Annotated in this window: 21 protein-coding genes; 8 read left to right on the forward strand and 13 right to left on the reverse strand. The window is 54.9% G+C overall.

Annotated features, from left to right (window positions below; genetic code table 11):
• Nucleotides 1-124: 124 nt before the first annotated feature.
• Together SIK97_RS18410 and SIK97_RS18415 are read left to right on the forward strand one after the other, a co-directional pair.
• Nucleotides 125-1303 (forward strand): acetyl-CoA C-acetyltransferase, encoded by a 1179-nt coding sequence (locus SIK97_RS18410; RefSeq protein WP_009651683.1) that lies wholly within the window; start codon nucleotides 125-127, stop codon nucleotides 1301-1303.
• Nucleotides 1304-1545: 242 nt separating this feature from the next.
• A complete protein-coding gene (locus tag SIK97_RS18415; protein ID WP_032720124.1) occupies nucleotides 1546-2241 on the forward strand; it encodes a porin in 696 nt (231 codons plus the stop codon).
• Between the two features lie 216 nt (nucleotides 2242-2457).
• On the opposite strand, the gene SIK97_RS18420 is transcribed toward SIK97_RS18415, so the two are convergent.
• The gene (locus SIK97_RS18420; protein ID WP_049103124.1) at nucleotides 2458-3633 is read right to left on the reverse strand and encodes an oligogalacturonate lyase family protein; all 1176 of its coding nucleotides are present in this window, start codon (nucleotides 3631-3633) and stop codon (nucleotides 2458-2460) included.
• Nucleotides 3634-4175: 542 nt separating this feature from the next.
• Here SIK97_RS18420 and kduD point away from each other — a divergent pair.
• Nucleotides 4176-4937 carry a 2-dehydro-3-deoxy-D-gluconate 5-dehydrogenase KduD gene (gene kduD, locus SIK97_RS18425; RefSeq protein ID WP_004124661.1) on the forward strand — a complete coding sequence of 254 codons (762 nt, stop codon included), beginning with the start codon at nucleotides 4176-4178 and terminating at the stop codon, nucleotides 4935-4937.
• Between the two features lie 311 nt (nucleotides 4938-5248).
• Nucleotides 5249-6667 (forward strand): sugar porter family MFS transporter, encoded by a 1419-nt coding sequence (locus SIK97_RS18430; RefSeq protein ID WP_014226687.1) that lies wholly within the window; start codon nucleotides 5249-5251, stop codon nucleotides 6665-6667.
• Here SIK97_RS18430 and SIK97_RS18435 read toward each other — a convergent pair whose 3' ends face one another.
• A complete protein-coding gene (locus SIK97_RS18435) occupies nucleotides 6668-7663 on the reverse strand; it encodes a LacI family DNA-binding transcriptional regulator (RefSeq protein WP_049103129.1) in 996 nt (331 codons plus the stop codon).
• Between the two features lie 240 nt (nucleotides 7664-7903).
• Here SIK97_RS18435 and SIK97_RS18440 point away from each other — a divergent pair, with 240 nt between their 5' ends.
• The 3 genes from SIK97_RS18440 to SIK97_RS18450 all read left to right on the forward strand — a co-directional run bounded on the left by SIK97_RS18440 (nucleotide 7904) and on the right by SIK97_RS18450 (nucleotide 12066).
• Nucleotides 7904-9145 carry an MFS transporter gene (locus SIK97_RS18440; protein WP_014226685.1) on the forward strand — a complete coding sequence of 414 codons (1242 nt, stop codon included), beginning with the start codon at nucleotides 7904-7906 and terminating at the stop codon, nucleotides 9143-9145.
• A gap of 18 nt (nucleotides 9146-9163) precedes the next feature.
• On the forward strand, nucleotides 9164-10597 hold the full coding sequence (locus SIK97_RS18445) for a glycoside hydrolase family 32 protein (RefSeq protein ID WP_049078706.1): 1434 nt from the start codon (nucleotides 9164-9166) through the stop codon (nucleotides 10595-10597).
• 122 nt (nucleotides 10598-10719) lie between these two features.
• The gene (locus tag SIK97_RS18450; protein ID WP_049078707.1) at nucleotides 10720-12066 is read left to right on the forward strand and encodes a carbohydrate porin; all 1347 of its coding nucleotides are present in this window, start codon (nucleotides 10720-10722) and stop codon (nucleotides 12064-12066) included.
• 179 nt (nucleotides 12067-12245) lie between these two features.
• Here SIK97_RS18450 and SIK97_RS18455 read toward each other — a convergent pair whose 3' ends face one another.
• The 6 genes from SIK97_RS18455 to SIK97_RS18480 all read right to left on the reverse strand — a co-directional run bounded on the left by SIK97_RS18455 (nucleotide 12246) and on the right by SIK97_RS18480 (nucleotide 18494).
• Nucleotides 12246-13373, reverse strand: a complete 1128-nt coding sequence (locus tag SIK97_RS18455; RefSeq protein ID WP_077270593.1) for an oligogalacturonate lyase family protein — start codon at nucleotides 13371-13373, stop codon at nucleotides 12246-12248.
• 70 nt (nucleotides 13374-13443) lie between these two features.
• Nucleotides 13444-14730, reverse strand: a complete 1287-nt coding sequence (locus SIK97_RS18460; RefSeq protein WP_057173960.1) for an ABC transporter substrate-binding protein — start codon at nucleotides 14728-14730, stop codon at nucleotides 13444-13446.
• Between the two features lie 16 nt (nucleotides 14731-14746).
• Nucleotides 14747-15874: an ABC transporter ATP-binding protein gene (locus tag SIK97_RS18465; protein WP_014226681.1), complete on the reverse strand. Its 1128-nt coding sequence runs from the start codon at nucleotides 15872-15874 to the stop codon at nucleotides 14747-14749.
• 12 nt (nucleotides 15875-15886) lie between these two features.
• Nucleotides 15887-16789, reverse strand: a complete 903-nt coding sequence (locus tag SIK97_RS18470) for a carbohydrate ABC transporter permease (protein WP_014226680.1) — start codon at nucleotides 16787-16789, stop codon at nucleotides 15887-15889.
• Entirely contained in the window at nucleotides 16782-17672 is an 891-nt protein-coding gene (locus tag SIK97_RS18475) for a carbohydrate ABC transporter permease (protein ID WP_014226679.1), read from the reverse strand. The genes SIK97_RS18470 and SIK97_RS18475 overlap by 8 nt, the downstream gene beginning before the upstream one ends.
• Before the next feature lie 495 nt (nucleotides 17673-18167).
• Entirely contained in the window at nucleotides 18168-18494 is a 327-nt protein-coding gene (locus tag SIK97_RS18480) for a cupin domain-containing protein (protein ID WP_004853896.1), read from the reverse strand.
• Between the two features lie 136 nt (nucleotides 18495-18630).
• Here SIK97_RS18480 and SIK97_RS18485 point away from each other — a divergent pair, with 136 nt between their 5' ends.
• Entirely contained in the window at nucleotides 18631-19323 is a 693-nt protein-coding gene (locus SIK97_RS18485) for an aspartate/glutamate racemase (protein WP_025107407.1), read from the forward strand.
• A 97-nt stretch (nucleotides 19324-19420) separates the two neighbouring features.
• On the opposite strand, the gene SIK97_RS18490 is transcribed toward SIK97_RS18485, so the two are convergent.
• The 5 genes from SIK97_RS18490 to SIK97_RS18510 form a co-directional block, all read right to left on the reverse strand.
• Entirely contained in the window at nucleotides 19421-19990 is a 570-nt protein-coding gene (locus SIK97_RS18490; protein WP_319610949.1) for a hypothetical protein, read from the reverse strand.
• Nucleotides 19987-22395, reverse strand: a complete 2409-nt coding sequence (locus SIK97_RS18495; protein ID WP_057173958.1) for a fimbrial biogenesis usher protein — start codon at nucleotides 22393-22395, stop codon at nucleotides 19987-19989. The genes SIK97_RS18490 and SIK97_RS18495 overlap by 4 nt, the downstream gene beginning before the upstream one ends.
• An 11-nt stretch (nucleotides 22396-22406) precedes the next feature.
• Nucleotides 22407-23084 carry a fimbria/pilus chaperone family protein gene (locus tag SIK97_RS18500; protein WP_259347305.1) on the reverse strand — a complete coding sequence of 226 codons (678 nt, stop codon included), beginning with the start codon at nucleotides 23082-23084 and terminating at the stop codon, nucleotides 22407-22409.
• Nucleotides 23085-23207: 123 nt separating this feature from the next.
• Nucleotides 23208-23885 (reverse strand): DUF1120 domain-containing protein, encoded by a 678-nt coding sequence (locus tag SIK97_RS18505; RefSeq protein ID WP_047722964.1) that lies wholly within the window; start codon nucleotides 23883-23885, stop codon nucleotides 23208-23210.
• 35 nt (nucleotides 23886-23920) lie between these two features.
• The gene (locus SIK97_RS18510) at nucleotides 23921-24592 is read right to left on the reverse strand and encodes a DUF1120 domain-containing protein (protein WP_057173957.1); all 672 of its coding nucleotides are present in this window, start codon (nucleotides 24590-24592) and stop codon (nucleotides 23921-23923) included.
• Nucleotides 24593-24884: the final 292 nt, after the last annotated feature.

Genomic DNA, 24884 nt, shown 5'->3' on the forward strand with positions numbered 1-24884 from the left:
TTTTTGCCATCGCCGACGATCTTTGTGATTCCCCTCACTTTTTTTAAACAATTGCGAAAATTTTTGATAACAATTCACTACTATGATGCTGTTTCTTTGCGCAGAGGCGGAGCAGAGGTAGAGGATGAAAGATGTCGTAATCGTCGGCGCGTTGCGAACGCCAATCGGCTGTTTTCAGGGCGCGCTGTCGCGTCATTCGGCGGTGGAGCTGGGCAGCGTGGTGGTGAAGGCGCTTGTTGAGCGCAGCGGCGTCGATCCGCAAAGTATTGATGAGGTGATCCTCGGCCAGGTGCTGACGGCAGGAACCGGACAGAATCCGGCGCGTCAGTCGGCGATCCGCGGCGGGCTGCCTAATACCGTTTCTGCTATTACCATCAACGACGTCTGCGGTTCCGGACTGAAGGCGCTGCACCTGGCGACCCAGGCGATTCAGTGCGGCGAAGCGGACGTGGTGATCGCCGGCGGGCAGGAGAATATGAGCCGCGCCCCGCACGTGCTGACCGACAGCCGTACCGGCGCCCAGTTGGGCAATAGCCAGCTTATCGACAGCCTTGTCCACGATGGCCTGTGGGATGCGTTTAACGACTACCATATGGGCGTGACGGCGGAGAACCTGGCGCGCGAGTATGGCATCAGCCGTGAACTGCAGGATGCGTGGGCGCTTAGCTCGCAGCACAAAGCGCGGCGGGCGATTGATTCCGGACGCTTTCGCGATGAAATCGTGCCGGTGACCAGCGAACTCAACGGTATTCCGCGCCTGGTGGATACCGATGAGCAGCCGCGCGTCGACCCCAGCGCAGAAGCGCTGGCCAGCCTGCTGCCGACCTTTGACCAGCAGGGTTCGGTCACCGCCGGCAATGCCTCAAGCATTAACGATGGCGCGGCGGCGGTGATGATGATGAGCGAAGCTAAAGCCGAGGAGCTGGGGCTGCCGATTCTGGCGCGGATCCGCGCTTTTGCCAGCGTGGGCGTCGATCCGGCGCTGATGGGGATCGCGCCGGTCCATGCCACCCGTCGCTGCCTTGAACGCGCGGGCTGGAAGCTGGATGAAGTCGATCTTATCGAAGCCAACGAAGCCTTTGCCGCTCAGGCCATTTCGGTGGGCAGGGTACTGGAATGGGACGAGCGGCGGGTGAACGTGAACGGCGGCGCCATTGCGCTGGGCCACCCGATTGGCGCTTCCGGCTGCCGCATTCTGGTTTCCCTGGTGCACGAGATGATTAAACGCGATGCCCGCAAAGGGCTGGCCACGCTATGCATCGGCGGCGGCCAGGGCGTGGCGCTGGCGGTGGAACGCGAATAAGCCCCTTCTGATATATGCGTTAACTGAGCCTCCCTGTGGAGGCTTTTTTTTGCTTCCCGCCAGCCGTTACCCTGCCAAAAATTCCTTTCTGACGCGCTATTTTGTTGAGCGTTGTCACGTCTTTCTGTGCCACCTTTTTTGAAACAAATATTTACGATCGCGATCACTAAAACATTATTGCCTAAAAAATAAAATACGGTTTTATAAAAACGAAACGATATTTTAATTATGAGGGGTAATTTATGTTCGCAAGATCTCTGGCCCTTGCTGCACTCTGTGGCATGTCTTTCGCGGCTTCAGCCGTCACGGTAGATTTACGTCACGAATTCATTGACGGCGGCAAATCGGATAAGAGCAACGCCGACCGCGTCTCCGTCTCCCATCGTTTCGCTAACGGCTTTGGCTTCTCCGTTGAGGCGAAGTGGAAGTCGGGCGGCGATAACACCAGCCAGCCTTATTCAGATTTCGTCGGTAATGGTCATGAAGAGAGCATTACCTGGCAGTGGAAGGCGAATAAAAACTTCTCGGTCACGCCGGGGTTCAATATTGAAAGTAACGATAGCCGCTCAATCTACAAGCCAAACCTGCGCGTGCAGTACAGCTTCGATAATGGCTTCTACGTCGCCGCCCGCTATCGTTACGACTATACCCGCTACCCGGCGAATGCAGGGAAAGATGATGACAAAGTTAACCGCGGCGATGCGTGGGCCGGTTACGTCTTCGGCGACTGGCGTACGGAGCTGAACTACGTTTATGCGCGCAGTACCGAAGGGGTTAAGCGCAACGACAACAAACCGTACTCGCAGGAGTACAACCTCAAGGTTGCCTACAAGCTGGATAAAAACTGGGCGCCGTACGGCGAGCTCGGCAACGTTGGCGTCAACGATCGCAGCGACCGCCAGACCCGTTTCCGCGTAGGTGTTGCCTACTCCTTCTAACTGAAAAAATGTCCTCATCGTTTACCCCGGAGCGGTCAGCCGGGGTTTTCCGTTGGTATGAATCCCTCTTCCCGGAGCGGCGCAATGCGCCCCATCGGCACGGAATGTAGCCCGGATAAGCGCAGCGCGATCCGGGGAAAACGCCGGGCATAAAAAAGCCCTCCGAAAGGAGGGCAAGGCCAGTTACAGAAACACTAACTCAAACAGTGGCTAACGCTATGCCTTCAGCATCTCAGGCTGGGGCGGCAGCTTCGCGATATACACGGCAGGTTTGCCGTCTTTATCGGAGCTGAACAAAATGGCGCTATCGTCCGGCGTAAAGGACGGGTGCGGGTGGGTAACCTGGCGACTATTGGCCACGGTTGCCCAGGAGGTATCGTGACGCGCAACGCGGAAATAGGACTGCTTCGCGACATCGAAAGCGTACAGATACGGGTCGTTATCAATGGTGTAGCCGCTGGTGTCTTTGACGTCCACCGGGGTACCGGAACCATCGCCAACCAGCATCGTGCCGTCAAAGTTACTCATCAGATGCGAACAGGCCGGCATCTGCATCACCGCTTCATTAACGCCGGTATCCGGGTTGAAGCTGTAAATTGTCCGGCCCTGCTGGCCCTTCAGATAAGAGACGTACACCAGCGCGGAGCCGTTCGGTACCCAGAATTCGTGGGTGCAGCTTTCGCCTTCCGCATGCGCTTTGACTTTACGCACGTTGCTACCGTCTTCATTTACCATCCACATCCGCGCATCGACCAGGTCATGCGGCCCTTCATGGCAGAAGGCGACGGTATGGTCATCAAACGGACGATAAATCGGATGGCCCAGCCATTTCCTCTCTTCGTGGATCACGCTGCTTTCGCCGGTTTGCAGGTCGACGCGCAGCAGGCGGCAGTGGGGGCCTTTGTGGAAGAAATCGTGGAAAATCTGCCAGTCGTTGAGCGGCGTCCAGTCGCTTTTGGCAATCTCGATGCCAACCAGTTTGGTGCAATCGCTGTTGGCCACCCAGGTACCGTAGCCCACCCACTCATCGGCGACGCGATACACTTCACGCTCTTGCAGCGTGGTGAGGTTAACCTCCAGCAGCGTACGGTCGTTCTTCACGTAATAAAGGGATTTATCATCCGGAGAAAGGAAACCACCAAACGTGTTATCACCGGCGCCTTCCGTTAGCTGTACCGCCTCGGCCTTTGCGAGGTCCAGCAGATAGTAGTTCCAGTTGCCGTCGAATTCGCCGGCAAACAGCAGGTGGCTGCCATCGTTAAAAAAACACTTCTGATAGAAATAGTTACGATGACAGGTCACTTCCGGTGGGGTTAAGCGGGTGATCTCCGCGCCGGTGTCCGGATCGCGGCTAACGTCATAATTCAGTTTAACCCGCATGCCTTTAGCCATGATGTACTCCTTTTCCTTCCTGAGATGTTGCCCGCCTGCGTTGACCGGCCAGTGGAAGTAGATTTAAAAGATGGGTGTTAATTTATCAAAACATCGTTTCATTATTTGTGATGGCGGACGCAATTCGCAACAACTTCTTGCTATAGATCGCCTTTTTTTGCTGACAGTACGGCCAGCATCCCCGCGCTCTTTGTTTTCCTGCCGTTTTTTTTCGATCCGCCGTCTTTTTTTTAAGTTTGAATAACTCATTGTATTTTATTGAATTAAATAGGAGTTTCACGGTTTATCAATCACCGCTTCGTGATCTGTTTTGCATTTTTAACATTTAACAGTCTTAAAATTGAAACGATGTTTTAATAATAATTGAAAATGACTTTAGCCGGGGCTAAGATGTGCTCACTGTAAAACGGAACTCTGTTTTATTTTTAGAAGGGGCAATCCCTGCGAGTTCTTCAAACCATAAGGGTCTGCACAAGCCGCAGGCTGGACTATCAGAACCTTGCCTGTACCTACACAGGCTCTGAAAGATTAAGGAACCAAGTATGATTCTCGATGCATTCTCCCTGCAGGGCAAAGTAGCCGTGGTGAGCGGCTGTGATACGGGTCTGGGCCAGGGCATGGCGGTGGGCCTGGCGGAAGCCGGTTGCGATATCGTGGGTATCAATATTGTTGAACCGACGGAAACCATTGAGCGCGTCACGGCGCTGGGCCGTCGTTTCCTCAGCCTGACCGCCGATCTGCGCCAGATTGACGGTATCCCGCAGCTGCTGGAGCGCGCGGTGGCGGAGTTCGGCCATATCGACATCCTGGTTAACAACGCCGGCCTGATCCGTCGCGAAGACGCGATCGAATTCAGCGAGAAAAACTGGGACGACGTGATGAACCTGAACATTAAGAGCGTGTTCTTTATGTCTCAGGCGGCGGCGAAGCACTTTATTGCCCAGGGGACCGGCGGCAAGATTATCAATATTGCCTCGATGCTCTCTTTCCAGGGCGGGATCCGCGTACCTTCCTACACGGCGTCAAAAAGCGCGGTGATGGGCGTGACTCGTCTGCTGGCGAACGAGTGGGCGAAGCACGGCATCAACGTCAACGCGCTGGCGCCGGGCTATATGGCGACCAACAATACCCAGCAGCTGCGCGCCGACGAACAGCGCAGCAGCGAGATCCTCGACCGTATCCCGGCGGGACGCTGGGGTCTGCCGAGCGACCTGATGGGGCCGGTGGTCTTCCTGGCCTCCAGCGCTTCTGACTACATCAATGGCTACACTGTCGCGGTGGATGGCGGCTGGCTGGCGCGCTAATATTTGCCGCGTTATCAGCGCAAAATGGAACCCTGCTTCGGCAGGGTTTTTTTATGTCTGAATAACAATTGTCCATATGATGAAACTGAAATAGTCCATATGGTTTATTTGTTTTTGAGGTAAGTATCTATATGTAACAGGGGTTGTTGAAGATGAAATGCTTATTTTCTGCTCTTATGAAAGTTGAATGTCCATCACAAAACCATTGCCTGTAGCAACTTAATCCATATCTTTGGCGTGTCCTGCCTGACACCTTACGCCGCCGATCCCGTAGTTTCATCGTATGTCTTACTTCGTCTGGCAGGAAAAAAATGACCACTCTCAGTCACGACTCTACAACCATGCCGCGTACGCAGCGCGATACCCGGCGCATGAATCAGTTTGTCTCCATTGCCGCCGCGGTGGCAGGATTGCTGTTTGGCCTCGATATCGGGGTGATTGCCGGGGCGCTGCCCTTTATTACCGACCATTTTGTTTTATCCAGCCGCCTGCAGGAGTGGGTGGTGAGCAGCATGATGCTGGGAGCCGCCATCGGCGCGTTATTTAACGGCTGGCTCTCTTTCCGCCTCGGGCGCAAATACAGCCTGATGGTGGGGGCGGTGCTGTTCGTTGCCGGTTCCGTGGGCTCCGCGTTTGCGACCAGCGTCGAAATGCTGCTGGTGGCAAGGATCGTTCTCGGGGTCGCCGTGGGGATCGCCTCTTATACCGCGCCGCTGTACCTGTCGGAAATGGCGAGCGAAAACGTGCGCGGCAAGATGATCAGCATGTATCAGCTGATGGTGACGCTGGGTATCGTGATGGCGTTTCTCTCCGACACCGCGTTCAGCTATAGCGGCAACTGGCGGGCGATGCTTGGCGTACTGGCGCTGCCGGCGGTGGTGCTGATTATTCTGGTGATCTTCCTGCCGAACAGCCCGCGCTGGCTGGCGGAAAAAGGGCGTCACGTGGAAGCGGAAGAGGTGCTGCGGATGCTGCGCGACACGTCAGAAAAAGCCCGTGACGAGCTCAACGAGATTCGCGAAAGCCTGAAGCTGAAGCAGGGCGGCTGGGCGCTGTTTAAGGTCAACCGCAACGTGCGGCGGGCGGTATTCCTCGGCATGCTGTTGCAGGCGATGCAGCAGTTTACCGGTATGAATATCATCATGTACTACGCGCCGCGCATCTTTAAAATGGCGGGCTTCACCACCACCGAACAGCAGATGGTCGCGACCCTGGTGGTTGGCCTGACCTTTATGTTCGCTACCTTTATCGCCGTCTTTACCGTCGATAAGGCCGGACGTAAGCCGGCGCTGAAAATCGGTTTTAGCGTGATGGCCATCGGCACGCTGGTGCTGGGCTACTGTCTGATGCAGTTTGATAACGGCACCGCCTCCAGCGGTCTCTCCTGGCTGTCGGTGGGGATGACCATGATGTGTATTGCCGGCTATGCGATGAGCGCCGCGCCGGTGGTGTGGATCCTGTGTTCGGAAATTCAGCCGCTGAAGTGCCGCGATTTCGGTATCACCTGCTCAACCACCACCAACTGGGTGTCGAACATGATTATCGGCGCGACCTTCCTGACGCTGCTGGACGCGATCGGCGCGGCAGGAACCTTCTGGCTTTACACCGCGCTGAACGTCGCCTTTATCGGCGTGACGTTCTGGCTGATCCCGGAAACCAAAAACGTCACCCTGGAGCATATTGAACGCAGGCTGATGTCCGGCGAGAAGCTGCGCAATATCGGCAATTAATTACAACGACTCGCGCGGCAGCCACGGGCTGGCTACTTTCACCGTCTCCCGATGGCTGTCGCCGTTAATAATGTGCTGGGCGCTCAGGCGCCCGATATCATAGTGCGGTAGCTGCACCGTTGAGAGCGACGGGAAAAACAGATCGCCAATCCCCACCATATTGTCATAACCCACCACCGCCACATCCTGCGGAATGCGCAGCCCGCGCGCCAGCAGCGTCTGATAGACCATAAACGCGATGCGGTCGTTGCCGCAAATCACCGAGTCGAACTGCGGCTTGCGCTGGTGAATATGGGCCAGCACGATGGCGGGAATATCGCGATAGTGCTCATCGCCGTAGGCCATATAGCAGTGAGCGAGCGTATCCGGGTCAACACCCGCTTCCCGGCAGGCGCGTTCCAGCCCCTGACGGCGGCGGACGGTCGCCAGATGATTCGCCGGCAGATGCAGGCACAGCGGCCGGCGATAACCGGCGGCCAGCAGAGCCTGCACCGCCGTATACTGACCCTGTTCGTCGTCCGGGATATAGCTGGCCACCGGGTCGTGCAGGCTTTCGCAGTTGGCCAGCACGCAGGGGAGGGTTAACAGCTTGGCCGGTAGCGGTACCTGACGCAGACCCATCGTGGTGTAGATAATGCCGTCCGGACGATGGGAGAGCAGCAGGTCGACGATAGCGTCCGGGCTATCGTCAGAGAACATGTTGACCACGAAGCTGTTCCAGCCGTGCGCTCGTGCGGTCTCTTCGATGGAGAGCGTAATCTCCACCGAAAACGGCGTGGTGACGGTATCCAGCGCCAGTACACCGATGGTGTTTGGCGTCGCGTGAGCGCCGCGGATTTTCTTCGCCGACAGGTCGGGGACGTAGTTGGTCTCTTCGATAGCCGCCTGGACCCGAGCCAGGGTCTCCGGCTTGAGCCTTTCCGGGCTATTAAGCGCCCGGGAGACCGTCATTAGCGAGACATTCGCCAGCTTTGCTACATCCTTCAGAGATGCCATATTAAGTGCTCCACCCTTGCCGCCAGCAGCGGGGTCAACTAAGTTACTGATGTAAAAGGATCATACAATATTCTATCGTACACGTAGCGCGAGCGAAGAAGATGAATATTTGATCGAGATCTCATCTCCTTTATGTTAACGTTAACTTTTGTGATTAACATCATGAATCGCAACAAAACGAAGTGAGTTTCGCTTTTTGTTAACGTTACCATAATAGCATTACTCCAACATGAGAATGTCATGATGAAAGCGCATCACTCTCACAGCTATCCGTTACTCAGTGCGTTACTCTTTTTCTTTTTCGTGACCTGGTCCTCTTCAGGTTCGCTGCTCTCTATCTGGCTACATCAGGAAGTGGGACTTAAGCCGGGGGATACGGGAATTATCTTCTCAGTGCTTTCCGTCTCCGCGCTTTTCGCCCAGGTGTGCTACGGCTTTATTCAGGACAAACTCGGCCTGCGTAAAAATTTGCTCTGGTACATCACCGTACTGCTGATCCTCTCCGGCCCGGCCTATATGGCGTTTGGCTACCTCCTCAAAATTAACGTCTTACTCGGCAGCATCTTCGGCGGGATTTATATCGGACTGACCTTCAACGGCGGTATCGGCGTGCTGGAATCCTACACCGAGCGCGTCGCGCGCCAGAGCCAGTTTGAATTCGGCAAGGCGCGGATGTGGGGCTCGCTGGGCTGGGCGGTGGCGACCTTCTTCGCCGGTTTGTTGTTCAACATTAACCCGCACTTAAACTTCGCGGTGGCCAGCTGCTCCGGACTGGTCTTTTTTTTCCTACTGGCGCGACTGCGGGTCTCTTCCGCGCCGCATGCCATGCAGGAGGCGGTATCCGGCGGTAAAGTCACGCTGGAAGACGCCCTGCGTCTGCTGACCCTGCCGCGCTTTTGGGCGCTGGTCTTCTTCGTCATCGGCACCTGTATCTACGGCGTTTATGACCAGCAGTTCCCGGTCTACTTCTCTTCCCAGTTCCCGACCCTGCAGGAAGGCAACGCGATGTACGGCTACCTGAACTCGTTCCAGGTGTTCCTGGAAGCCGCCGGTATGTTCTGCGCACCGTGGCTGGTTAACCGCGTCGGCGCGAAAAACGGCCTGATCTTCGCCGGAATGGTGATGGCCATGCGTATGGTGGCTTCCGGGCTGGTGGAGGGGCCGCTGCTGATCTCCATCACCAAGCTGCTCCACGCCGTCGAGCTGCCGGTACTGCTGGTATCTATCTTTAAATACAACAGCTTAAACTTCGACAAGCGTCTTTCATCCACGCTGTATCTGGTCGGCTTTGCCTGCACCAGCTCGGTTATCGCGACGGTTCTGTCGCCGCTCGCTGGCTATAGCTATGAGAAATACGGCTTCGCCCAGTCCTATCTGATTATGGGACTGCTGGTGTTCTGCACCACCTTTATCTCCATCTTCTTGTTGCGCTCCAGTAAGTCCTCTTCGGACCCGCTAATGCCGCAAACTTCCGCTATCTGAATCAAAAGAGTAATGAATATGACGTATTCAATTTCCCGGGCTGAGCAAGAACTGCAGGCTAAACATGAACAGCTGAACCTGCGCTGGTATCCGCGCTATCACCTGGCCGCCCGTGCGGGCTGGATCAACGATCCCAATGGCCTGGTCTGGTTTGACGGCTGGTACCACGCGTTTTACCAGCACCATCCGTACTCCACCAAATGGGGGCCGATGCACTGGGGCCACGCGCGCAGTAAAGATCTGGTGCACTGGGAGCATCTGCCGGTGGCGCTGGCCCCGGAAGGCCCGGAGGATAAAGACGGCTGCTTCTCCGGCTCCGCGGTGGTGGATGGCGATACGCTGGCATTGATTTATACCGGGCATAAATTTCATGGCGATCCCAGCGATGAAGCCAACCTGTATCAGGTGCAATGTCTGGCCACCAGCCGCGACGGCATTCACTTCGAGCGCCAGGGGATCGTGGTCGACACCCCGCCGGGCATGCACCATTTCCGCGACCCGAAAGTGTGGCGAGAAGGGGACAGCTGGTACATGATCGTTGGCGCTCGCGATGGCGACACCGGCCAGGTGCGGCTGTATCGTTCAGCCGATCTGCGCCAGTGGCAGGATGCCGGCGTCCTTGATGAGGCGGAAAAAGAGATGGGCTACATGTGGGAATGCCCGGATTTCTTCGCCCTCAACGGCAAGCATATTCTGATGTTCTCTCCGCAGGGGCTGGCGGCTAAAGGCTATCAAAACCGCAACCTGTTCCAGAGCGGCTATCTGCTCGGTGAATGGCGGCCGGGGCAGGCGTTTGTGCGTGAGGGCGAGTTTGTGGAAATGGATCACGGCCACGACTTTTATGCCCCGCAAAGCTTCCTCACTCCCGACGGCCGCCGCATTGTCATCGGCTGGCTGGATATGTGGGAGTCGCCGCTGCCGGAGCAGCAGGACGGCTGGGCAGGCATGCTGTCGCTGCCGCGTGAACTGAGCCTGAGCGCGGATAATCGACTGCAGATGCGTCCGGCGAAAGAGGTCGAGAGCATGCGCGGCGCCAGCTTCCCGTGGCCGGTGACGACCCTGAAAAACCAGCAGACCACGATGGTGGAGAACTGCGAAGCGATGGAGGTGATCCTGCACTGGGATGGCCTGAACAGCAGCGCCGAGCAGTATGGCCTCAGCTTCGGCGAAGGTCTGCGCGTTTACGTGGATGCGCAGATGCAGCGCCTGGTGCTCGAGCGGCACTATCCGCAGTATGGCCTGTGCGGCACCCGCAGCGTCCCGTTGAACGAAAGCGCCGATCTGCAGCTAAGGATATTCTTCGATAGCTCTTCCGTCGAAGTGTTTGTTAATGATGGCGAGGCCTGTCTTAGCAGTCGTATATATCCGGATGCCGATCGTCGCGAATTGGCTTTATTTGCCTGGAGCGGTTCGGCTTATTTAACCGAAGCCGGCGCCTGGCAGCTGGAATAAGTTTTACTGAATAGTTGTTAATAACCCGTCTTCGACGATGGGCGGGTTATTATTGTCACTGTCGTCGAGCTTTACCCATAAATAAAAAATACTATTTAACTAAATAATAAAGGGTTATTCCGATGAATAAAATCTGGGTCGGGTGTGTTCTGACGTCTTTATTTACCCCTCTGGCTAATGCTCAGGCGCCGTTATCCCTTGAGGAGCGGCTGGCGCAAATGGAACAACGGCTAAAGGCGACAGAGCAGCGGGCGGCCAGCGCGGAGGCGGAAATCCGCGCGCTAAAAAAACAGGAGGCACAAGCGACGACGGTGGCCAGCGCCGCACCGGCTAAACCCGCTTTACAACTTAATGATTATGGTGAATTAAAATTCTATGGCGACGTTGAGTTTAATATGGACGGCGCCAGCCGCACCGGTAGCCTGACGTCGGTGAAAACCAGCGCCAATAAAAACTGGGCGCCGGGAGATAAAGAGCGCTGGGATATTAATGGCCGTATTCTTCTCGGCTTTGATGGATTACGCAAAGGGGCTAACGGTAAATATGCCGGATTCAGCGTGCAGCCGCTGGCGGATATGAACGGTAAAATGAATCTTGATGATGCAGCCTTTTTCTTCGGTCAGCAGGACGACTGGAAAATTAAAATCGGTCGCTTCGAAGCCTACGATATGTTCCCGCTTAATCAGGATACGTTTGTTGAATATTCCGGCAACACGGCGAACGATCTGTATAGCGACGGCTACGGCTATATTTATATGATGAAAGAGGGGCGCGGACGCAGCAGCAGCGGCGGCAACTTCCTGCTGAGTAAAAATCTCGATAACTGGTATTTTGAGGTGAATACGCTGGTGGAGGACGGCAGCTCGCTGTTCGTGGACCAGAATTATCACGGCAACGCGCTGGATAACCGTAAAAATGTGGTTTACGTGCGTCCGGTCGCGGCCTGGCAATCCGGCGCCTGGTCGGTGGCGGCGGCGATGGAGAGTAACCTCGTTAATAATGCTTACGGTTATGAGAATCAGAATGGACGTTGGGTCGATCAGTCCAGCCGCACCGGCTACGGCATGACGATGAGCTGGAACACGCTGAAAACCGATGCCGAGGACGGGGCGGTGGTGAACTTAAGCACCGCGTATCTGGACGCGGCGGACGAAAAGGATTTCAGCGCCGGTATCAATGCGTTATGGCATCGCGTGGAGCTGGGCTATATCTATGCGCATAACAAAATCGACCAGTTTAATATGTCCGGCGTCAACGCGGAGTGCGATAGCGACTGCGCGATTCTGGCGCCGGGGCGCTACGACATTCACACCATTCATACCTCATGGCATCTGCCGAATATTATGGATATGCCGAACTTTAATATTTATCTCGGAGCCTATGCGTCATGGCTCGATTCATCGGCAGCGAAAAGCGGCAATACCGATGAACGCTACGGCGCGCGGGTGCGGTTTAAATATTTCTTCTGACGGTCTTCCCGGGTCGCAGACGGCTGTAGCCCGGGCAGGCGCTTTGCGCCGCCCCCGGGAGCAGCGCGCAGAGAGGCATAATGTCCCGGAGGCGATGCTTGCGCATCTGTCCGGGCTACCGGCCCGCAGAGAGCGGTAGCCCGGCTAAGCACCGCGCGAGCCGGGATGTTGCCGAATCACTACACCTCCGCCAGATACAGCGCCGGCATACCCTCTTTATCGGAGGTAAACAGCACCCAGCGGTTATCCGGTGAAAATGACGGATGCGGATGCGTCGCCTGGCGCTCGCCTTCAATCACTTTCCAGGTGGAGTCGTGGCGGCACACCGCAGTCTGCTTATCGGCGGCAATATCAAACACCCAGATAAACGGATCGTTAAGCTGTATATCGCCGGTGCTGTGCGGCGCGCCGTCGCCGACTACCAGGGTGCCATCGTGATTGCTCATCAGATGTGAGCAGGGGGGAATGGACATCAGCTGGCGATTTTCCAGCGTTGCCGGGTCGGCGCGATACAGATAGCGATGCGGATCGTTTTCCTGATGCGCGACATAGTAAAGCGCGGATCCATCCGGCACCCAGAATTCGTGGGTAAAGCTCTCTCCCGACCGGTGCTGGCGAACCTTGCGCATATGGCTGCCGTCAGCGTTGATAAGCCACATTCGGGCATCGATAGCATCGCGCGGGCCTTCGTGGCAGAAGGCGATGGTGCTGTCATCAAACGGGCGGTAAATCGGGTGGCCGAGCCAGCGTTTTTCCTGCAATATCACGCGCTGCTCGCCGCTGCGCAGGTCGATATTAATCAGCCGGCACTCCGGCTCGGTGAAGTAGAATGCGCGGAACTTGCCCCAGTCGGTCAGCGGCTGCCAGTCGCTTTTTTTGATTTCGATACCCACCATCTGGCTGCAATCGCTATTGGCGACCCAGGTCCCGTAGGCCACCCATTGGTCATCCACCTGATACACCACCTGCTCCTCCAGCGAGGCCAGATCCACGCGGCGCAGCTGCTGGTTGTTTTTCACGTACCACAGCGACCGGTCGTCGGCGGAAAGGAAACCGCCAAAGGTGTTATCGCCCGGCCCGTCGGTGAGCTGGGTGGCCTGCTGGCCGGCGATATCGAGTAAATAGTAGTTCCAGTGGCCTTCAAACGCGCCGCCGAAAATCAGCTTGCTGCCGTCCCGGGTAAAGCATTTTTGATAGAAGTAGTTGCGGTGGCAGATAACATGCGGTGGCGTCATCCGGATCACCTGGTGACCGGTTTCGCTGTCCTGCGTATGCAGAAAGCTCAGCGGGATGATTTTGCCTTTCATGATTCATTCACTCCTTGCTAAAAAAATACCCCGCAGCCGGAGCTGCGGGGTAGGGACCGATAACGGGTTGTTAGCGCATCGCGCGGCGCAGGATGCGGTCAGACTGACGCTGGAAGTCAATTGCCGTCTCTTCTACGGTTTTCTGCCCGTAGTCGATGTACTGCAGAGAGGTGCCAAACTGGGCGACGATCTGCGGGTCGTCAAAGTACGGCGACACCGAGAGTTTGGCCGGCAGGGACTGCGCCAGGCGCAGGCCCGATACCGCCGGATCGTCCTCTTTGATCGCGCCGTTTTCGGTCAGGTATTGCACCGCGACTTTGCTCAGCGGCACGCCGCGCTCAAGTCCCAGCGTCTCAACGCCTTCTTTGCTGTTCAGCAGGAAGTTGATCACCTTCGCCGCCGCTTCCGGATTTGTGGTGGATTTACCAATGGAGAGCATCTGCGCAGGTTTAAAGAACAGACCCGCGTCGGTGGCGCCCGGCAGCATCGGATAGCTGCCCAGCTCCAGCTTCGCCGGCGGCTTCAGGTTGTCGGAGTATTTGTTTATGGTGGAGTTCCACATATAGGTCCCCGCCCACTCGCCCTGAATCCACGGCTTCATTTCATACATATTGCTCTTACCGAACGAGGCATAGTACTTGGTGTCCGGCATGACGTGGCTGTCGATAAGCTTTTTATACATCTGGAAGAATTCGACCCACTGCTCTTTGCTGTAGGAGAATTTCTTGGTTTTTTCGTCGATAGCCGGCTGGTTGTACTTCTGAATCATATATGAATTGAGCAGCGCCAGGGTGTCCTGGTGCTCCAGCACCACCGGGTAATACTGTTTACCCAGCTTGCTCTCAAAGGTTTTACCCGCCGCCATCAGCTCGTCCCAGGTTTTCGGGTACTCGACGCCGGCTTTTTTCCAGGTCTCGTCGTTGAAGTAGAACACGCGCGCGGTGACGGAAATAGGGATACCGTTAAGCTTGCCGTCCACCGTGGTGGTTTGCAGCTCTTTGGCATCAAACTGGCTCAGGTCGATTACGTCCTTCATCTTATTCAGATCGTAGAAGCCTTCGCCGTTTTTCGAGAAGATCGGCAGCCAGTTCCAGTTAGTTTGCATCACGTCCGGCTCCGTGCCGCCGGCGATTTGCGTGGTCAGGCGCGAAAGATGGCCGTCCCAGCCGGTATATTCCGCTTTAACGTTAATATCCGGGTTTTGTTTATGAAACTCTTCCAGCGCCTTCAGGGTTACCTGGTGGCGGCCGTTGCCGCCCCACCATGACATACGCAGGTCGACATCCTTCGCCATGGAAGGTAACGCGGTAAGGCCCAAAGTTGCGGAGATTGCGGCGCTTAAAAGCACTTTTTTCATTTTAATACTCCAGGGTTCACAGAGAGATGTTCTGTTCAGTTTTGGCGTCAAAGATATGACACTTGTTGAGATCGAACTTGAAATGCACCGTGCGATGAAGCCCTTTCTCAATCATTGGCTTTGCTTCATCGGACGGCACGCGGGCGGTCAGTTCATAATCGGCAACCTTCAGGTAGACGAAGAATTCATGGCCCATGTTTTCCACCCGCACCATTTCACCGGCGCAGGAGCCTTCAGCAAACGGTTCATCGGAGATGGAGACGAACTCCGGGCGGACGCCAAAGAACACCTGCTGGTTCTTATGGGTCTCGACCTTACTCTGCAATCTGTCGTTTAGCGGCAGCAGCCCGTCGCCAACGGTCAGATGCAGGCGACCCGCTTGCTCAACCAGCTTGCTGGGACGAATATTCATCTCCGGCGCGCCGATAAACCCGGCCACAAACATGTTTTTCGGCTTGTGATAGAGGTTGTCCGGGGTATCCACCTGCATGATATGGCCCAGCTTCATCACGCAGATGCGGTCGCCCATGGTCATCGCCTCGGTCTGATCGTGGGTAACGTACACGGTGGTCGCCGGTTTACCGGATTTCTTCAGCTGCTTATGCAGGTCGGAAATACGGATGCGCATCGAGGCGCGCAGCTTGGCGTCAAGGTTAGAGAGCGGTTCATCGAACAGGAATACATCCGGTTTCTTCACAATCGCGCGGCCAACCGCCACGCGCTGTGCCTGGCCGCCGGAGAGCTGACGCGGCAGGCGGTCCAGCAGCTCTTCCAGCTCAAGGATTTTCGCCGCTTCGTTTACCTGGGCCTCAATCTGATCTTTCGGCAGCTTGCTCAGCTTCAGGCCGAAGGCAAGGTTTTCGCGTACCGTCATATGCGGATAGAGCGCGTAGTTCTGGAAGACCATTGCGATACCGCGCGCTTTTGGCGCGAGGTTATTCACGATTTTCTCGCCAATCCGCACTTCGCCGCCGCTGATGGTTTCCAGACCGGCCAGCATGCGCAGGGTAGTGGATTTGGCGCAGCCGGACGGCCCAACGATAACCATAAACTCGCCGTCCGCGATTTTCAGATCGATACCATGTACCGCCTTGAAGCCGTTGGAGTAGACTTTTTCCAGTTTGTTGAAAATAACTTCAGCCATGATATTTCCCTCTTAACCTTTAATTCCGCTGCTGGTAACGCCCTGTACGAAGTAGCGTTGTGCCAGGAAGAACACGATGATGGACGGCAGAATGGAGATGCTCGCCATTGCCAGAATTTCGTTCCACGGAGCGCCTTCCGTGACGTCGATGGACATTTTCAGCGCCAGCGCGATGGGGTATTTATCCACGCTGTAGACGTAAATCAGCGGACCGATAAAGTCGTTCATGGACCACATGAACTGGAACAGCGCCACCGAGATAATCGCCGGTTTCAGAATCGGCACCACCACGTACCACAGCACCTGAATGGAGTTGCAGCCGTCAATCTGCGCCGCTTCTTCCATGTCGCGCGGAACGCCGCGCAGGAACTGAATCAGCATAAAGACGAAGAACCCCTGAGTGGCGAAGGCCAGCGGCAGGTACAGCGGCAGATAGCTGTTCAGCATGCCCATTTCACGGAACATCAGGTACTGCGGGATCAGCAGTACGGTGCTCGGCAGGAGCATGGTGGTGATCAGCGTGGCGAACCAGAATTTCTTCCATGGGATCTCGAAGCGGGCAAAGCCGTAGGCCACGATGGTGGAGGAGATAATGGTCAGCAGCACTTTCGGGATCACATACTTGAAGGTGTTCAGCATGTAGTGACCGAAGTTGTACTCGGTGCCGGTTTTCCAGCCGTTGATAAAGCCATCCCATGTCGCGTGGGCAGGCCACAGGCTCAGGGTGGTGAAGATCTCGTGGTTTGGTTTGAACGACGCCGAGAACATCCATACCAGCGGGTAGAGCATCAGCAGGCCGACGAACAGCAGGATCACGTAGCGAATCGAGCGGCTGACTTTTTCACGACGCAGCGTCCGCGCGACTTCACGTTCGGCGATGTCCCTTGCTTCAGAGATTTGTTGGATATCAGCCATTTTTGCCTCCCTTATCGGCGGAGTAGAACACCCAATATTTTGAAGACTTAAACGCAATGGCGGCAAAGACCGCGACCACCAGGAACAGTACCCACGCCAGCGCCGCGCCGTAGCCCATATCGAAGTACTTAAAGGCGGTGTCGTAGATATAGAGCGAGAACAGATAGGTGGAGTAGGTTGGGCCGCCGCCGGTGATGACGTACGGGCCGGTAAACTCCTGGAACGCCTGAGTGGTCTGCATGATGAAGTTGAAGAAAATCACCGGCGTGATCAGCGGCACCGTGACCTTCATAAACATCTGCCATTTTGACGCGCCATCGATCATCGCCGCTTCATATTGTGATTGCGGAACGTTCTGCAGCGCCGCAAGGAAGATGACCATCGCCGAACCGAACTGCCAGACGCGCAGCAGGGTGACGGACATCAGGGCCAGCGAAGGCTCGCCGAGCCAGTTGACCGGGTCGAAGCCAAGTACGCCGATAAAGCTGTTCAGCAGGCCGTCGATAGCAAACAGCGCGCGCCACAGAACGGCGATCGCCACCGAGCTACCGAGAATGGACGGGATATAGTAGGCGGTACGGAAAAAACCGATGCCGCGCAGCTTAAAGTTGAGGACAAAAGCGATCCCCAGCGCGAAAGCCAGCTTTAACGGGATGGTTAAAAAGACATACGCAAACGTTACGCCCATCGATTTCCAGAAGAGGCCATCTTCGGTCAGCATGTAGCGATAGTTTTCGATGCCGTTAAACACCGGTGGACTCATCAAATCGTACTCAGTGAAACTGAGGAAGAAAGATGAAACAAAGGGAAAGGCGGTAAAGACTATCAACCCTATGATATAGGGGGATATCCATGCCAATCCCAGCATTCTGTTTTCATTCATACATACCTACCTGGCTTACGAGTTTGTAATACGGATTCGGGGTTACTGCCTTTCCCGCGGCCCGTGCCGCCGGAAAGTTAATGCGTTCCTGGTATGTCAGCGGTAAAGCATTCCTTGTTAACGGTGCGTGTGTTGAGCGCTTTTGCGCGCTTGTCGTCCCTGGAGAATATCTGTTTTTTGATTTTGTCTTACCCGGCGTCCTGATTTTGTAAAACGCCGTTTTAATTTTATTTTATTGCTATTTATTACGGAGTCATTCGGTTGATCGCGGAAATGTGATCAAAGTCGAAACGATGTTTCAAAAAGGTGCTGCCGCGCGCATTTTGCAGGAAGCCAGGTCATAGAAAAGGATGAGCGGCAGGTGCAGTGAGGCTATTCAGGCGGGATTAATTGCTCTGCTAATCATTATGCTACGACATACTTTATGACAATTATTAGTAGCGGAAAAGTTCAGAAAATGGTGGGCACGCCTGGCATGCCCTGGGGCAGGAGAGATTACTTTTGCAGAAAATCCTGACGAACGGGAGTAAAGGTATCAAGAAGCGTGCCCGGCTTCAGGCAGACGCAGCCGTGCATAATTTCCGGCTTCTTATAGAGCGTATCGCCGGCGCTGACCACGTGCTTTTCATCACCGATGGTGAACTCAAACTCGCCGGAGAGCACATAGGTGAGCTGCTCGTGCGGGTGATTATGCATCGGCCCGATAGCGCCCGCTTCGAAGTTCACTTCAACCGCCATCATCTTGCCATCGTGCGCAAGGATGCGGCGGGTGACGCCATTGCCCAGATCTTCAAGGGTGGTCTCTTTATGAAAAATAAACATCCGCTGGTCCTGTAATTAAATGAAACAATGTTTCATTTAATCTATCGCATAATCTTCTAAAAGGAAACGATCGTCGGGAGAAGTGGAAAGTCGATCACAACTTTGTTTTACTGAAAACCTCACACAAGGAGGGATGATGAAAACGATTGGTCTGTTAGGCGGCATGAGCTGGGAATCGACGATTCCTTACTACCGGCTGATTAACGAAGGTATTAAAGCGCGCCTCGGCGGCCTGCACTCCGCCAGCCTGCTGCTGCACAGCGTGGATTTCCACGAAATTGAAGCCTGCCAGTCAAGCGGCGACTGGCAGCGCGCGGGCGAGATCCTCGCCCAGGCGGCGGCCGGCCTGCAGCAGGCGGGCGCAGAGGGGATTGTCCTGTGTACCAACACCATGCATAAAGTCGCGCAGGCGATTGAAACGCGCTGCGATGTGCCGTTTTTGCATATTGCCGACGCGACCGGACGGGCGATTACCGCGAAAGGGCAGAACCGCGTTGCGCTATTAGGGACCCGCTATACCATGGAGCAGGATTTTTATCGCGGGCGCCTGCAGCAGCAGTTCGCTATCGACACGCTGATCCCGGAGGCTGAAGATCGCGAGCGGATTAACCAGATCATTTTTGATGAACTGTGCCTCGGCGTGTTTAGCGAGCATTCACGCGACTACTATCTTCAGGTCATCGAGCTCCTGGCGGAGCAGGGGGCGGAAGGGGTGATTTTCGGCTGTACCGAAATCGGCCTGCTGGTGCCGGAAGAGAGCAGCCCGCTGCCGGTGTTTGATACGGCCGCGATCCACGCGGCGGACGCGGTGGAGTTTATGCTGTCGTGAGGTGGGGGCCGGATGAGGCTTCGCGCTTGTCCGGCCTGTGAGTGCAAGGTCGTGGATCGATAAGACATGCAAGCGCCGTCATCCAATACTACCCGCGCTATTTTTGCCGCGTCAGCAGCTGCCAGGTGATATCCGACACTAGCTGCGTTTCATCGTTATTTCCGCTAAACGCTGCCTCGTTGAGCACAGGGAACAGCGTCACGGTAAAGCTTATATGCCTACCTGTTGGCACGGCGTTGTTGTCCACCGCGACTACGGTGTCGTTATTGTGGATATACAGTGAGGTAGCAGACCCGCTCTCCGGCGTGAGGTTAATTTGATCGACCGTTTTACCGACGCGGTACGGTTTGCCGTCTACCGTTACCTCGCTAACTTTAAAGGCCACGCCGCCTTTCTGTCCAAACTGAAAACGGCCTTTTTCGCCCGCCATGCCTAATACCTGAACTCCCATCTGCCGCTGTTCCGGGCATGACGCGCTGATGGTAACTTCACGCTCGGGCATTTTGTTCCAGCTTTGCTGCGTGGTGATAATATCTTCGCGCCGAAGCCGGGAGTAGTTTATCTCGGTCTGAGAAACGGTTATCTGGCAGTCGTTATCTTCCGCGTGGGCAAATGCGCAAACCGCCAGCCCGCTGCCGATAAGCAGATATTTGATACAGTTTTTCATCGGCATTCTCCGTTGGCCTCCTCGTAAAACGCCTCTTCATCGCGTTTATCACTCAAGCTCCAGGCAATCTTACAAATTCGATTATTGTCATTGTCCATGGCGTATAGGGTGCTCACTTGCTCTACGTCGTTAAGGAAAACGTGTCCGTCATCGACGCTGGTGACGACGTAATGACCTTTTTCATCCACAATGGACAACCCTTTTGGCAGCGCGCTTCCATCGACCTTTTCAACCCGAAGCATGACGCGGCGGCTGTTAAGCACCTTAAAGTTCACTTCGCTCACCGAAGCATGCGCGGCGGCAATGTACTTGGTGCCGTTGGCCAGGGTCATACTTTGCGGCAGCTTGTTGGCATCAATCTCAATGCGTGAATTGCGCCACTCATTAAGCCCCGGGATCACTGCCTGACCCCACTTATCGGTCCAGACGGTGCCCTGCGGCGTATTGATTTCCACCCCGGCTTTGTCTTCGTTCAGCTTCGCAATGGCAAAAGTGTCGTGAATGGGGTACGGAGTAAAGGTCACGCCGCTTTTGTGTACCGCAATACCGCCTGTCAGTGCGGCGTTATAGTTGCGCTGGCTATTGCCGTTACTGCCGCCGCCCAGGCTGAGCTGCGTGTAGTGAAGGTTGCTACTGATGTTGCCGTTAAAGCTGTTCTCGTTGCTGTCGTTGTCGCGGTCGGCTGAGATATAGTAATTGGTATGCGCTGACAGGGGCCCGGAGTTCTGCACGCCGTAGCTGGTGCGGTTGTCCTGATTGCGCATATAGGAACTGATGTTCTGAGAGCCGCCGAGTGGAATGCTCAGGTTAACGTAAAGCATATCGTCGTCCTGGGCGTCGTTAGTATTGCCGACCGAGCTTTGCCAGTTGACGGATACCGAGGCATATTTAAAAGTTCTACCCCATGAAGCCAGCACGTAGCGGGAGTCTTCACCGACGCCGCTGGCCTGGTTATAGTTGAAACTGATGCTGAAGGTACCGAGTAACCCGGAGGACCAGTTCAGGTTGGTAGAGTAGCTATTGTTGTAAGGCTGGAAATCATCGTTGAGGGCGTCAGCCAGTTCACGATAGCCGCCGCTATAGTGGGCGATACTATTCGCTAAGTTCAACGTGTCGCTCAAAGAGAGAGTGCTTTGTATTTCGGTTTTGAGACCGCTGTTGTTATCGCCAAACTGCGCCCGGCTCCCGGCAAGGCTGGTGGAGACACTCCAGCTATCGGTCAGCAGAATTTCTGTCCGCGCGCCGGTCGCCTGATAATCCTGAGTCAGCGCGCCTGATGCATAAAAGTTCAGGCGGGGTAGCATTCGCCAGCCATCGGAAATGTTGAAAACCCAAGGGTCATCATAATCACCATCAATATTCCGCACCCGCCCCACGGAAGCGGAAAGCCCCTGGGGACGAGCCAGCTGCTGCGCCCTCACGGCGGAGGCCGGTACGATAAAGCGGTTGGATGCGCCATCAGATTCAATGACGGTGACTTCAAGGTCGACGTTGCTGCGTACCGCCGGCACATAGTCCAGCGTAAAGGGGCCGGCAGGTACCAGAGTGTTAAATACCAGGCGGCCATTCTGACGGATTTCGACGCGCGCCTGTGAGGTGCGGGCGATACCTGAGACGCTTACGCCATTGCCGCTGCTCAGCAGAGCGCTGGTTGGCGTGAGCTGAACGCCCGTAATCGGCATGCCGCTCAGAACGTCTGAGCTGGCGTTGATTTCGCCGACCTGCATGGTCATTTTCTGCGCCGCGAAAACGTGCTCGGCGTAGGTGTAAATGCTCTCGGCGTTTTTATCGCCGTCATCGTCGGTCATGATGTAGCGGCTGCGCAGCGCCCATTCGGCAACGTTAAACCCGCCTTCGAGGCTGGCCTGCGAGTAGTTGTTGCTTTCGCTACCCTGGTATTCACTGCGTGTGCTGAACAGTGAGTAGTTGAGCATGCCCGCGGTGCCGCCGTGCTGGAAGTTTTTAACCTCGCCGTTCAGGCCATTAAGCGCTTCCGGCGGCAGATAAAGCTCAACGCTGTTCTGCCCGGGCAGGGCGTTCACCACCGCCTGTGCGTAGTCGTCGCGAATATTGTGGCAGGCTTCAGCCGCTTTTAGCGGTACGGGCATCAACCCGGCAAAATCCAGAAAGTCATTATCAATGCATAGCGTGCCGTCTTCTCCAAAGCGTACCGCGGCGGTACCGCGATTTTTGCCATTGACCACCACCTGCACGGAGTGTACGCCCGGCAAATAGCGGGGCGTTTCGGCAAAGTAGCGGTTGAGATCGGTACTGAGGCCGCGTGAGTGCAGGATACCGGTGTCAAACGTCACCTCACGGGCGCTGGCGTGGGAGGTATACATAAGTGCCAGTGCGCCATACAGCGCGCTCGCGACAAAATAGCTGAGGAGGCTTTTTTTATGCATCACTCAGTAACCTACTTCGCATTGAAATCGGCGACAAAACTCGGTACTTCAACGCCGTAGCGGCTGGCCGGGAAGAATTTCACCTTATTACTGCCGCTAATGCTTTTGGTGAGCGCAATGTTCAGCGACTCGCCGGGTAGGATATAGGTTTTTTTAATATTCCCCGCGATACCGGAGGGCTGGAAGATCACGTTCTGTGCCAGCCTGACCACGTATTTGCTCGGGTTAGTGACTTTTGCCGTCGTACCGGAACCGGACCACTGAAGGGTTTTCCAGGCATCTGTGACCACGGGAAGTTTCGCCGGACGAATTAATACTGGGATATCCTGGCGAATATTGATCCCAATTTTAACTTTCTTATCGTCACTTTTCGGCGGAATACCTTCAAAGGTGACGCGTTTGTAATGTTCCACGTCGAGAGGCGCCTCGTTTTGCAGAATAAAGCGCAGCTGCTGGGTTTGACCGGGTTCCAGGCGGACTACCGGCTGGGTTGGAATAAGTTTTATGCCATTATTGTCGTCGGGAAGATTAACCACCGTCGTATATAATAGCGCGGGTGTATTATCGGTGTTTTTAACGTTTATCGTACCGCTGTGGGTGGCTTCGTCAATGACTAATAAGCTGGTCTCTGGAACCATACCTGCGGCATTAACAGTTAGAGGAAGAGAAAGCGTTAATGCCAGGAACATAGCCTTACGCAAAAAAATAGTTAACCAATTCATAGTGTGCTCCTTGAATGAAAAAGACACTCCGTGTCCGTCGGTTTTAAACAGGTGGAATGGCGTTATTCCACCCGTAATGGCAATAAAATATTATAAATAACGCAATGTGAAGGTTGCCTGCCCTTTCAGCTCGGTATCGTCCTTAATATTTAACGAGGTCGTGTCTTTTATCGACAGTGTCGCGGACAGTTTAAAAACCGCGCGACTAAAGGCGATAGGTTCTAAAGTGTCTGGAGATGCAACGGATATCAATGAGTATCCATCGTTTCTTAGCGAGGGGGGACCCGCACTCCAACGCGCAGAGCCCCAGTCAGGATTATGATAAATAATACTGCCGACGTTACCATCGTAAGTTGGGCTCTGATCCGTGAAAAAAGCGTAGTTACCAATAGCCACGCCATCCTCAGTTTTACCCACCCCATAGGCCTGATAGGTTGGGGGAGATGCCATTGAACCTGAAGTCGTGATGACGTTTATAGGCGGGGAGGGCTGACTGTCAGTTTCATTATCCGCTGACGTCCAGGCCACTTTGGTCGGTGCTGTGCAATTGATAGTTAATTCAATATCTTTAAAGCCCAGCGGGTTAACTTCTGTAGGAGAAAGTGTGCTGAGGTGAATATAGCCATAATCAATGACGCCCCCGTTGCTTAATTCCGGCGTACAGGAAGCCGCGGTTAGCTTCCCCTGAACCTGCAATACCGCATTCTGTTCAGCCAGCGCGGAGCCGGTAAAGAGTACCAGCGCGGCGGCAATCAGCGTTTTTTTCATCGGTTATTCCTTAACGTAATAGATTCCGGAGAGCCTTACAGATAGCGCAGGCTAATCGTCAGCTGGCCGCTGAGATCGGTGTCGTCGGTGATGGCGAGGGTTTTGGTGTCCTGAATCGCCAGCGAGGTGACCAGCGGGAAGGTGGCGCTGGTAAAGGCCAGCGGCTCCAGGCTGCCGGAGGTGGCGACGGTGAAATCGCGGCTGTTTAGGCCGGCGGTTAAGCCGTCGGTGCTTTTGGTCCATACGCTGTTGTTGCCGTCCATCACGATGGCGTCGACTTTGTTGGTATCGGCCACCACGCTGCCGACGTTAACGAACAGGGAGTAGTTACCAATAGCCACCTCTTTTGCCATGCCGACGCCGTAGGTCTGGCTGGCGTCCGATACGGAGCCGCCGGTGGCGTTGCCGTTGTTGACGGTAATGCCGGCGCGGCTGTCCACGCGGTCATCAACGAGGTTCCAGGAGATTTTGGTTGCCGCGTCGCAGGTAATGGTGAGATCGATGGTTTTCTGCCCTAACTGGTTAACGGCGGAGTCGGAAAGCTCGGAGGTGTGAATGGTGCCATAGTCAACGATACCGCCCTGGCTGAGTTCAGGGGAGCAGGCGGCATTGGTTAATACGCCTTTGACTTTTAATACGGCAGTGGGGGCGGCAAGCGCGGAGGAAGCGCAGGTCGCGAGAATAAAGGCCAGAAGAGTCTTTTTCATTTGTTAGTCCTTAACATAATAATGCTCAACGCATTCATGCATCGCGAAAGGTTTTCATTCAGGCGGCGGAAGTGATTATTCGTCAACGAGTCTGTTGATATGCCTTATGAATGTGGCTGCAGTATATATCAGGAGGAATAGATGAGTGGACTTAAAAAATATTAAATAGAAATTTAATATTTTTAAAATAACTTTCGCGAATGCTTTTAATGTCATTTGACGTGACGATAAATCTTATTTCGCTGTGCGGTTTAATTTAACTAATACACCTATATAACATCTAAGCTATTTA

Origin of the sequence: Klebsiella sp. JN_Kp126 (genome assembly GCF_033843325.1) — a bacterium.
GTDB classification, from domain to species: Bacteria; Pseudomonadota; Gammaproteobacteria; order Enterobacterales; family Enterobacteriaceae; genus Klebsiella; species Klebsiella michiganensis.

Excerpts from the sequence above, each read along its gene's own strand:
- SIK97_RS18495 (WP_057173958.1), bottom strand. The coding sequence starts at position 22,395 with ATGCATAAAAAAAGCCTCCTCAGCTATTTTGTCGCGAGCGCGCTGTAT.
- SIK97_RS18430 (WP_014226687.1), top strand. The coding sequence starts at position 5,249 with ATGACCACTCTCAGTCACGACTCTACAACCATGCCGCGTACGCAGCGC.
- SIK97_RS18410 (WP_009651683.1), top strand. The coding sequence starts at position 125 with ATGAAAGATGTCGTAATCGTCGGCGCGTTGCGAACGCCAATCGGCTGT.
- SIK97_RS18470 (WP_014226680.1), bottom strand. The coding sequence starts at position 16,789 with ATGGCTGATATCCAACAAATCTCTGAAGCAAGGGACATCGCCGAACGT.
- SIK97_RS18435 (WP_049103129.1), bottom strand. The coding sequence starts at position 7,663 with ATGGCATCTCTGAAGGATGTAGCAAAGCTGGCGAATGTCTCGCTAATG.
- SIK97_RS18440 (WP_014226685.1), top strand. The coding sequence starts at position 7,904 with ATGATGAAAGCGCATCACTCTCACAGCTATCCGTTACTCAGTGCGTTA.
- SIK97_RS18455 (WP_077270593.1), bottom strand. The coding sequence starts at position 13,373 with ATGAAAGGCAAAATCATCCCGCTGAGCTTTCTGCATACGCAGGACAGC.
- SIK97_RS18460 (WP_057173960.1), bottom strand. The coding sequence starts at position 14,730 with ATGAAAAAAGTGCTTTTAAGCGCCGCAATCTCCGCAACTTTGGGCCTT.
- kduD (WP_004124661.1), top strand. The coding sequence starts at position 4,176 with ATGATTCTCGATGCATTCTCCCTGCAGGGCAAAGTAGCCGTGGTGAGC.
- SIK97_RS18485 (WP_025107407.1), top strand. The coding sequence starts at position 18,631 with ATGAAAACGATTGGTCTGTTAGGCGGCATGAGCTGGGAATCGACGATT.
- SIK97_RS18450 (WP_049078707.1), top strand. The coding sequence starts at position 10,720 with ATGAATAAAATCTGGGTCGGGTGTGTTCTGACGTCTTTATTTACCCCT.
- SIK97_RS18420 (WP_049103124.1), bottom strand. The coding sequence starts at position 3,633 with ATGGCTAAAGGCATGCGGGTTAAACTGAATTATGACGTTAGCCGCGAT.
- SIK97_RS18510 (WP_057173957.1), bottom strand. The coding sequence starts at position 24,592 with ATGAAAAAGACTCTTCTGGCCTTTATTCTCGCGACCTGCGCTTCCTCC.
- SIK97_RS18480 (WP_004853896.1), bottom strand. The coding sequence starts at position 18,494 with ATGTTTATTTTTCATAAAGAGACCACCCTTGAAGATCTGGGCAATGGC.
- SIK97_RS18445 (WP_049078706.1), top strand. The coding sequence starts at position 9,164 with ATGACGTATTCAATTTCCCGGGCTGAGCAAGAACTGCAGGCTAAACAT.
- SIK97_RS18490 (WP_319610949.1), bottom strand. The coding sequence starts at position 19,990 with ATGAAAAACTGTATCAAATATCTGCTTATCGGCAGCGGGCTGGCGGTT.
- SIK97_RS18475 (WP_014226679.1), bottom strand. The coding sequence starts at position 17,672 with ATGAATGAAAACAGAATGCTGGGATTGGCATGGATATCCCCCTATATC.
- SIK97_RS18415 (WP_032720124.1), top strand. The coding sequence starts at position 1,546 with ATGTTCGCAAGATCTCTGGCCCTTGCTGCACTCTGTGGCATGTCTTTC.
- SIK97_RS18500 (WP_259347305.1), bottom strand. The coding sequence starts at position 23,084 with ATGTTCCTGGCATTAACGCTTTCTCTTCCTCTAACTGTTAATGCCGCA.
- SIK97_RS18505 (WP_047722964.1), bottom strand. The coding sequence starts at position 23,885 with ATGAAAAAAACGCTGATTGCCGCCGCGCTGGTACTCTTTACCGGCTCC.
- SIK97_RS18465 (WP_014226681.1), bottom strand. The coding sequence starts at position 15,874 with ATGGCTGAAGTTATTTTCAACAAACTGGAAAAAGTCTACTCCAACGGC.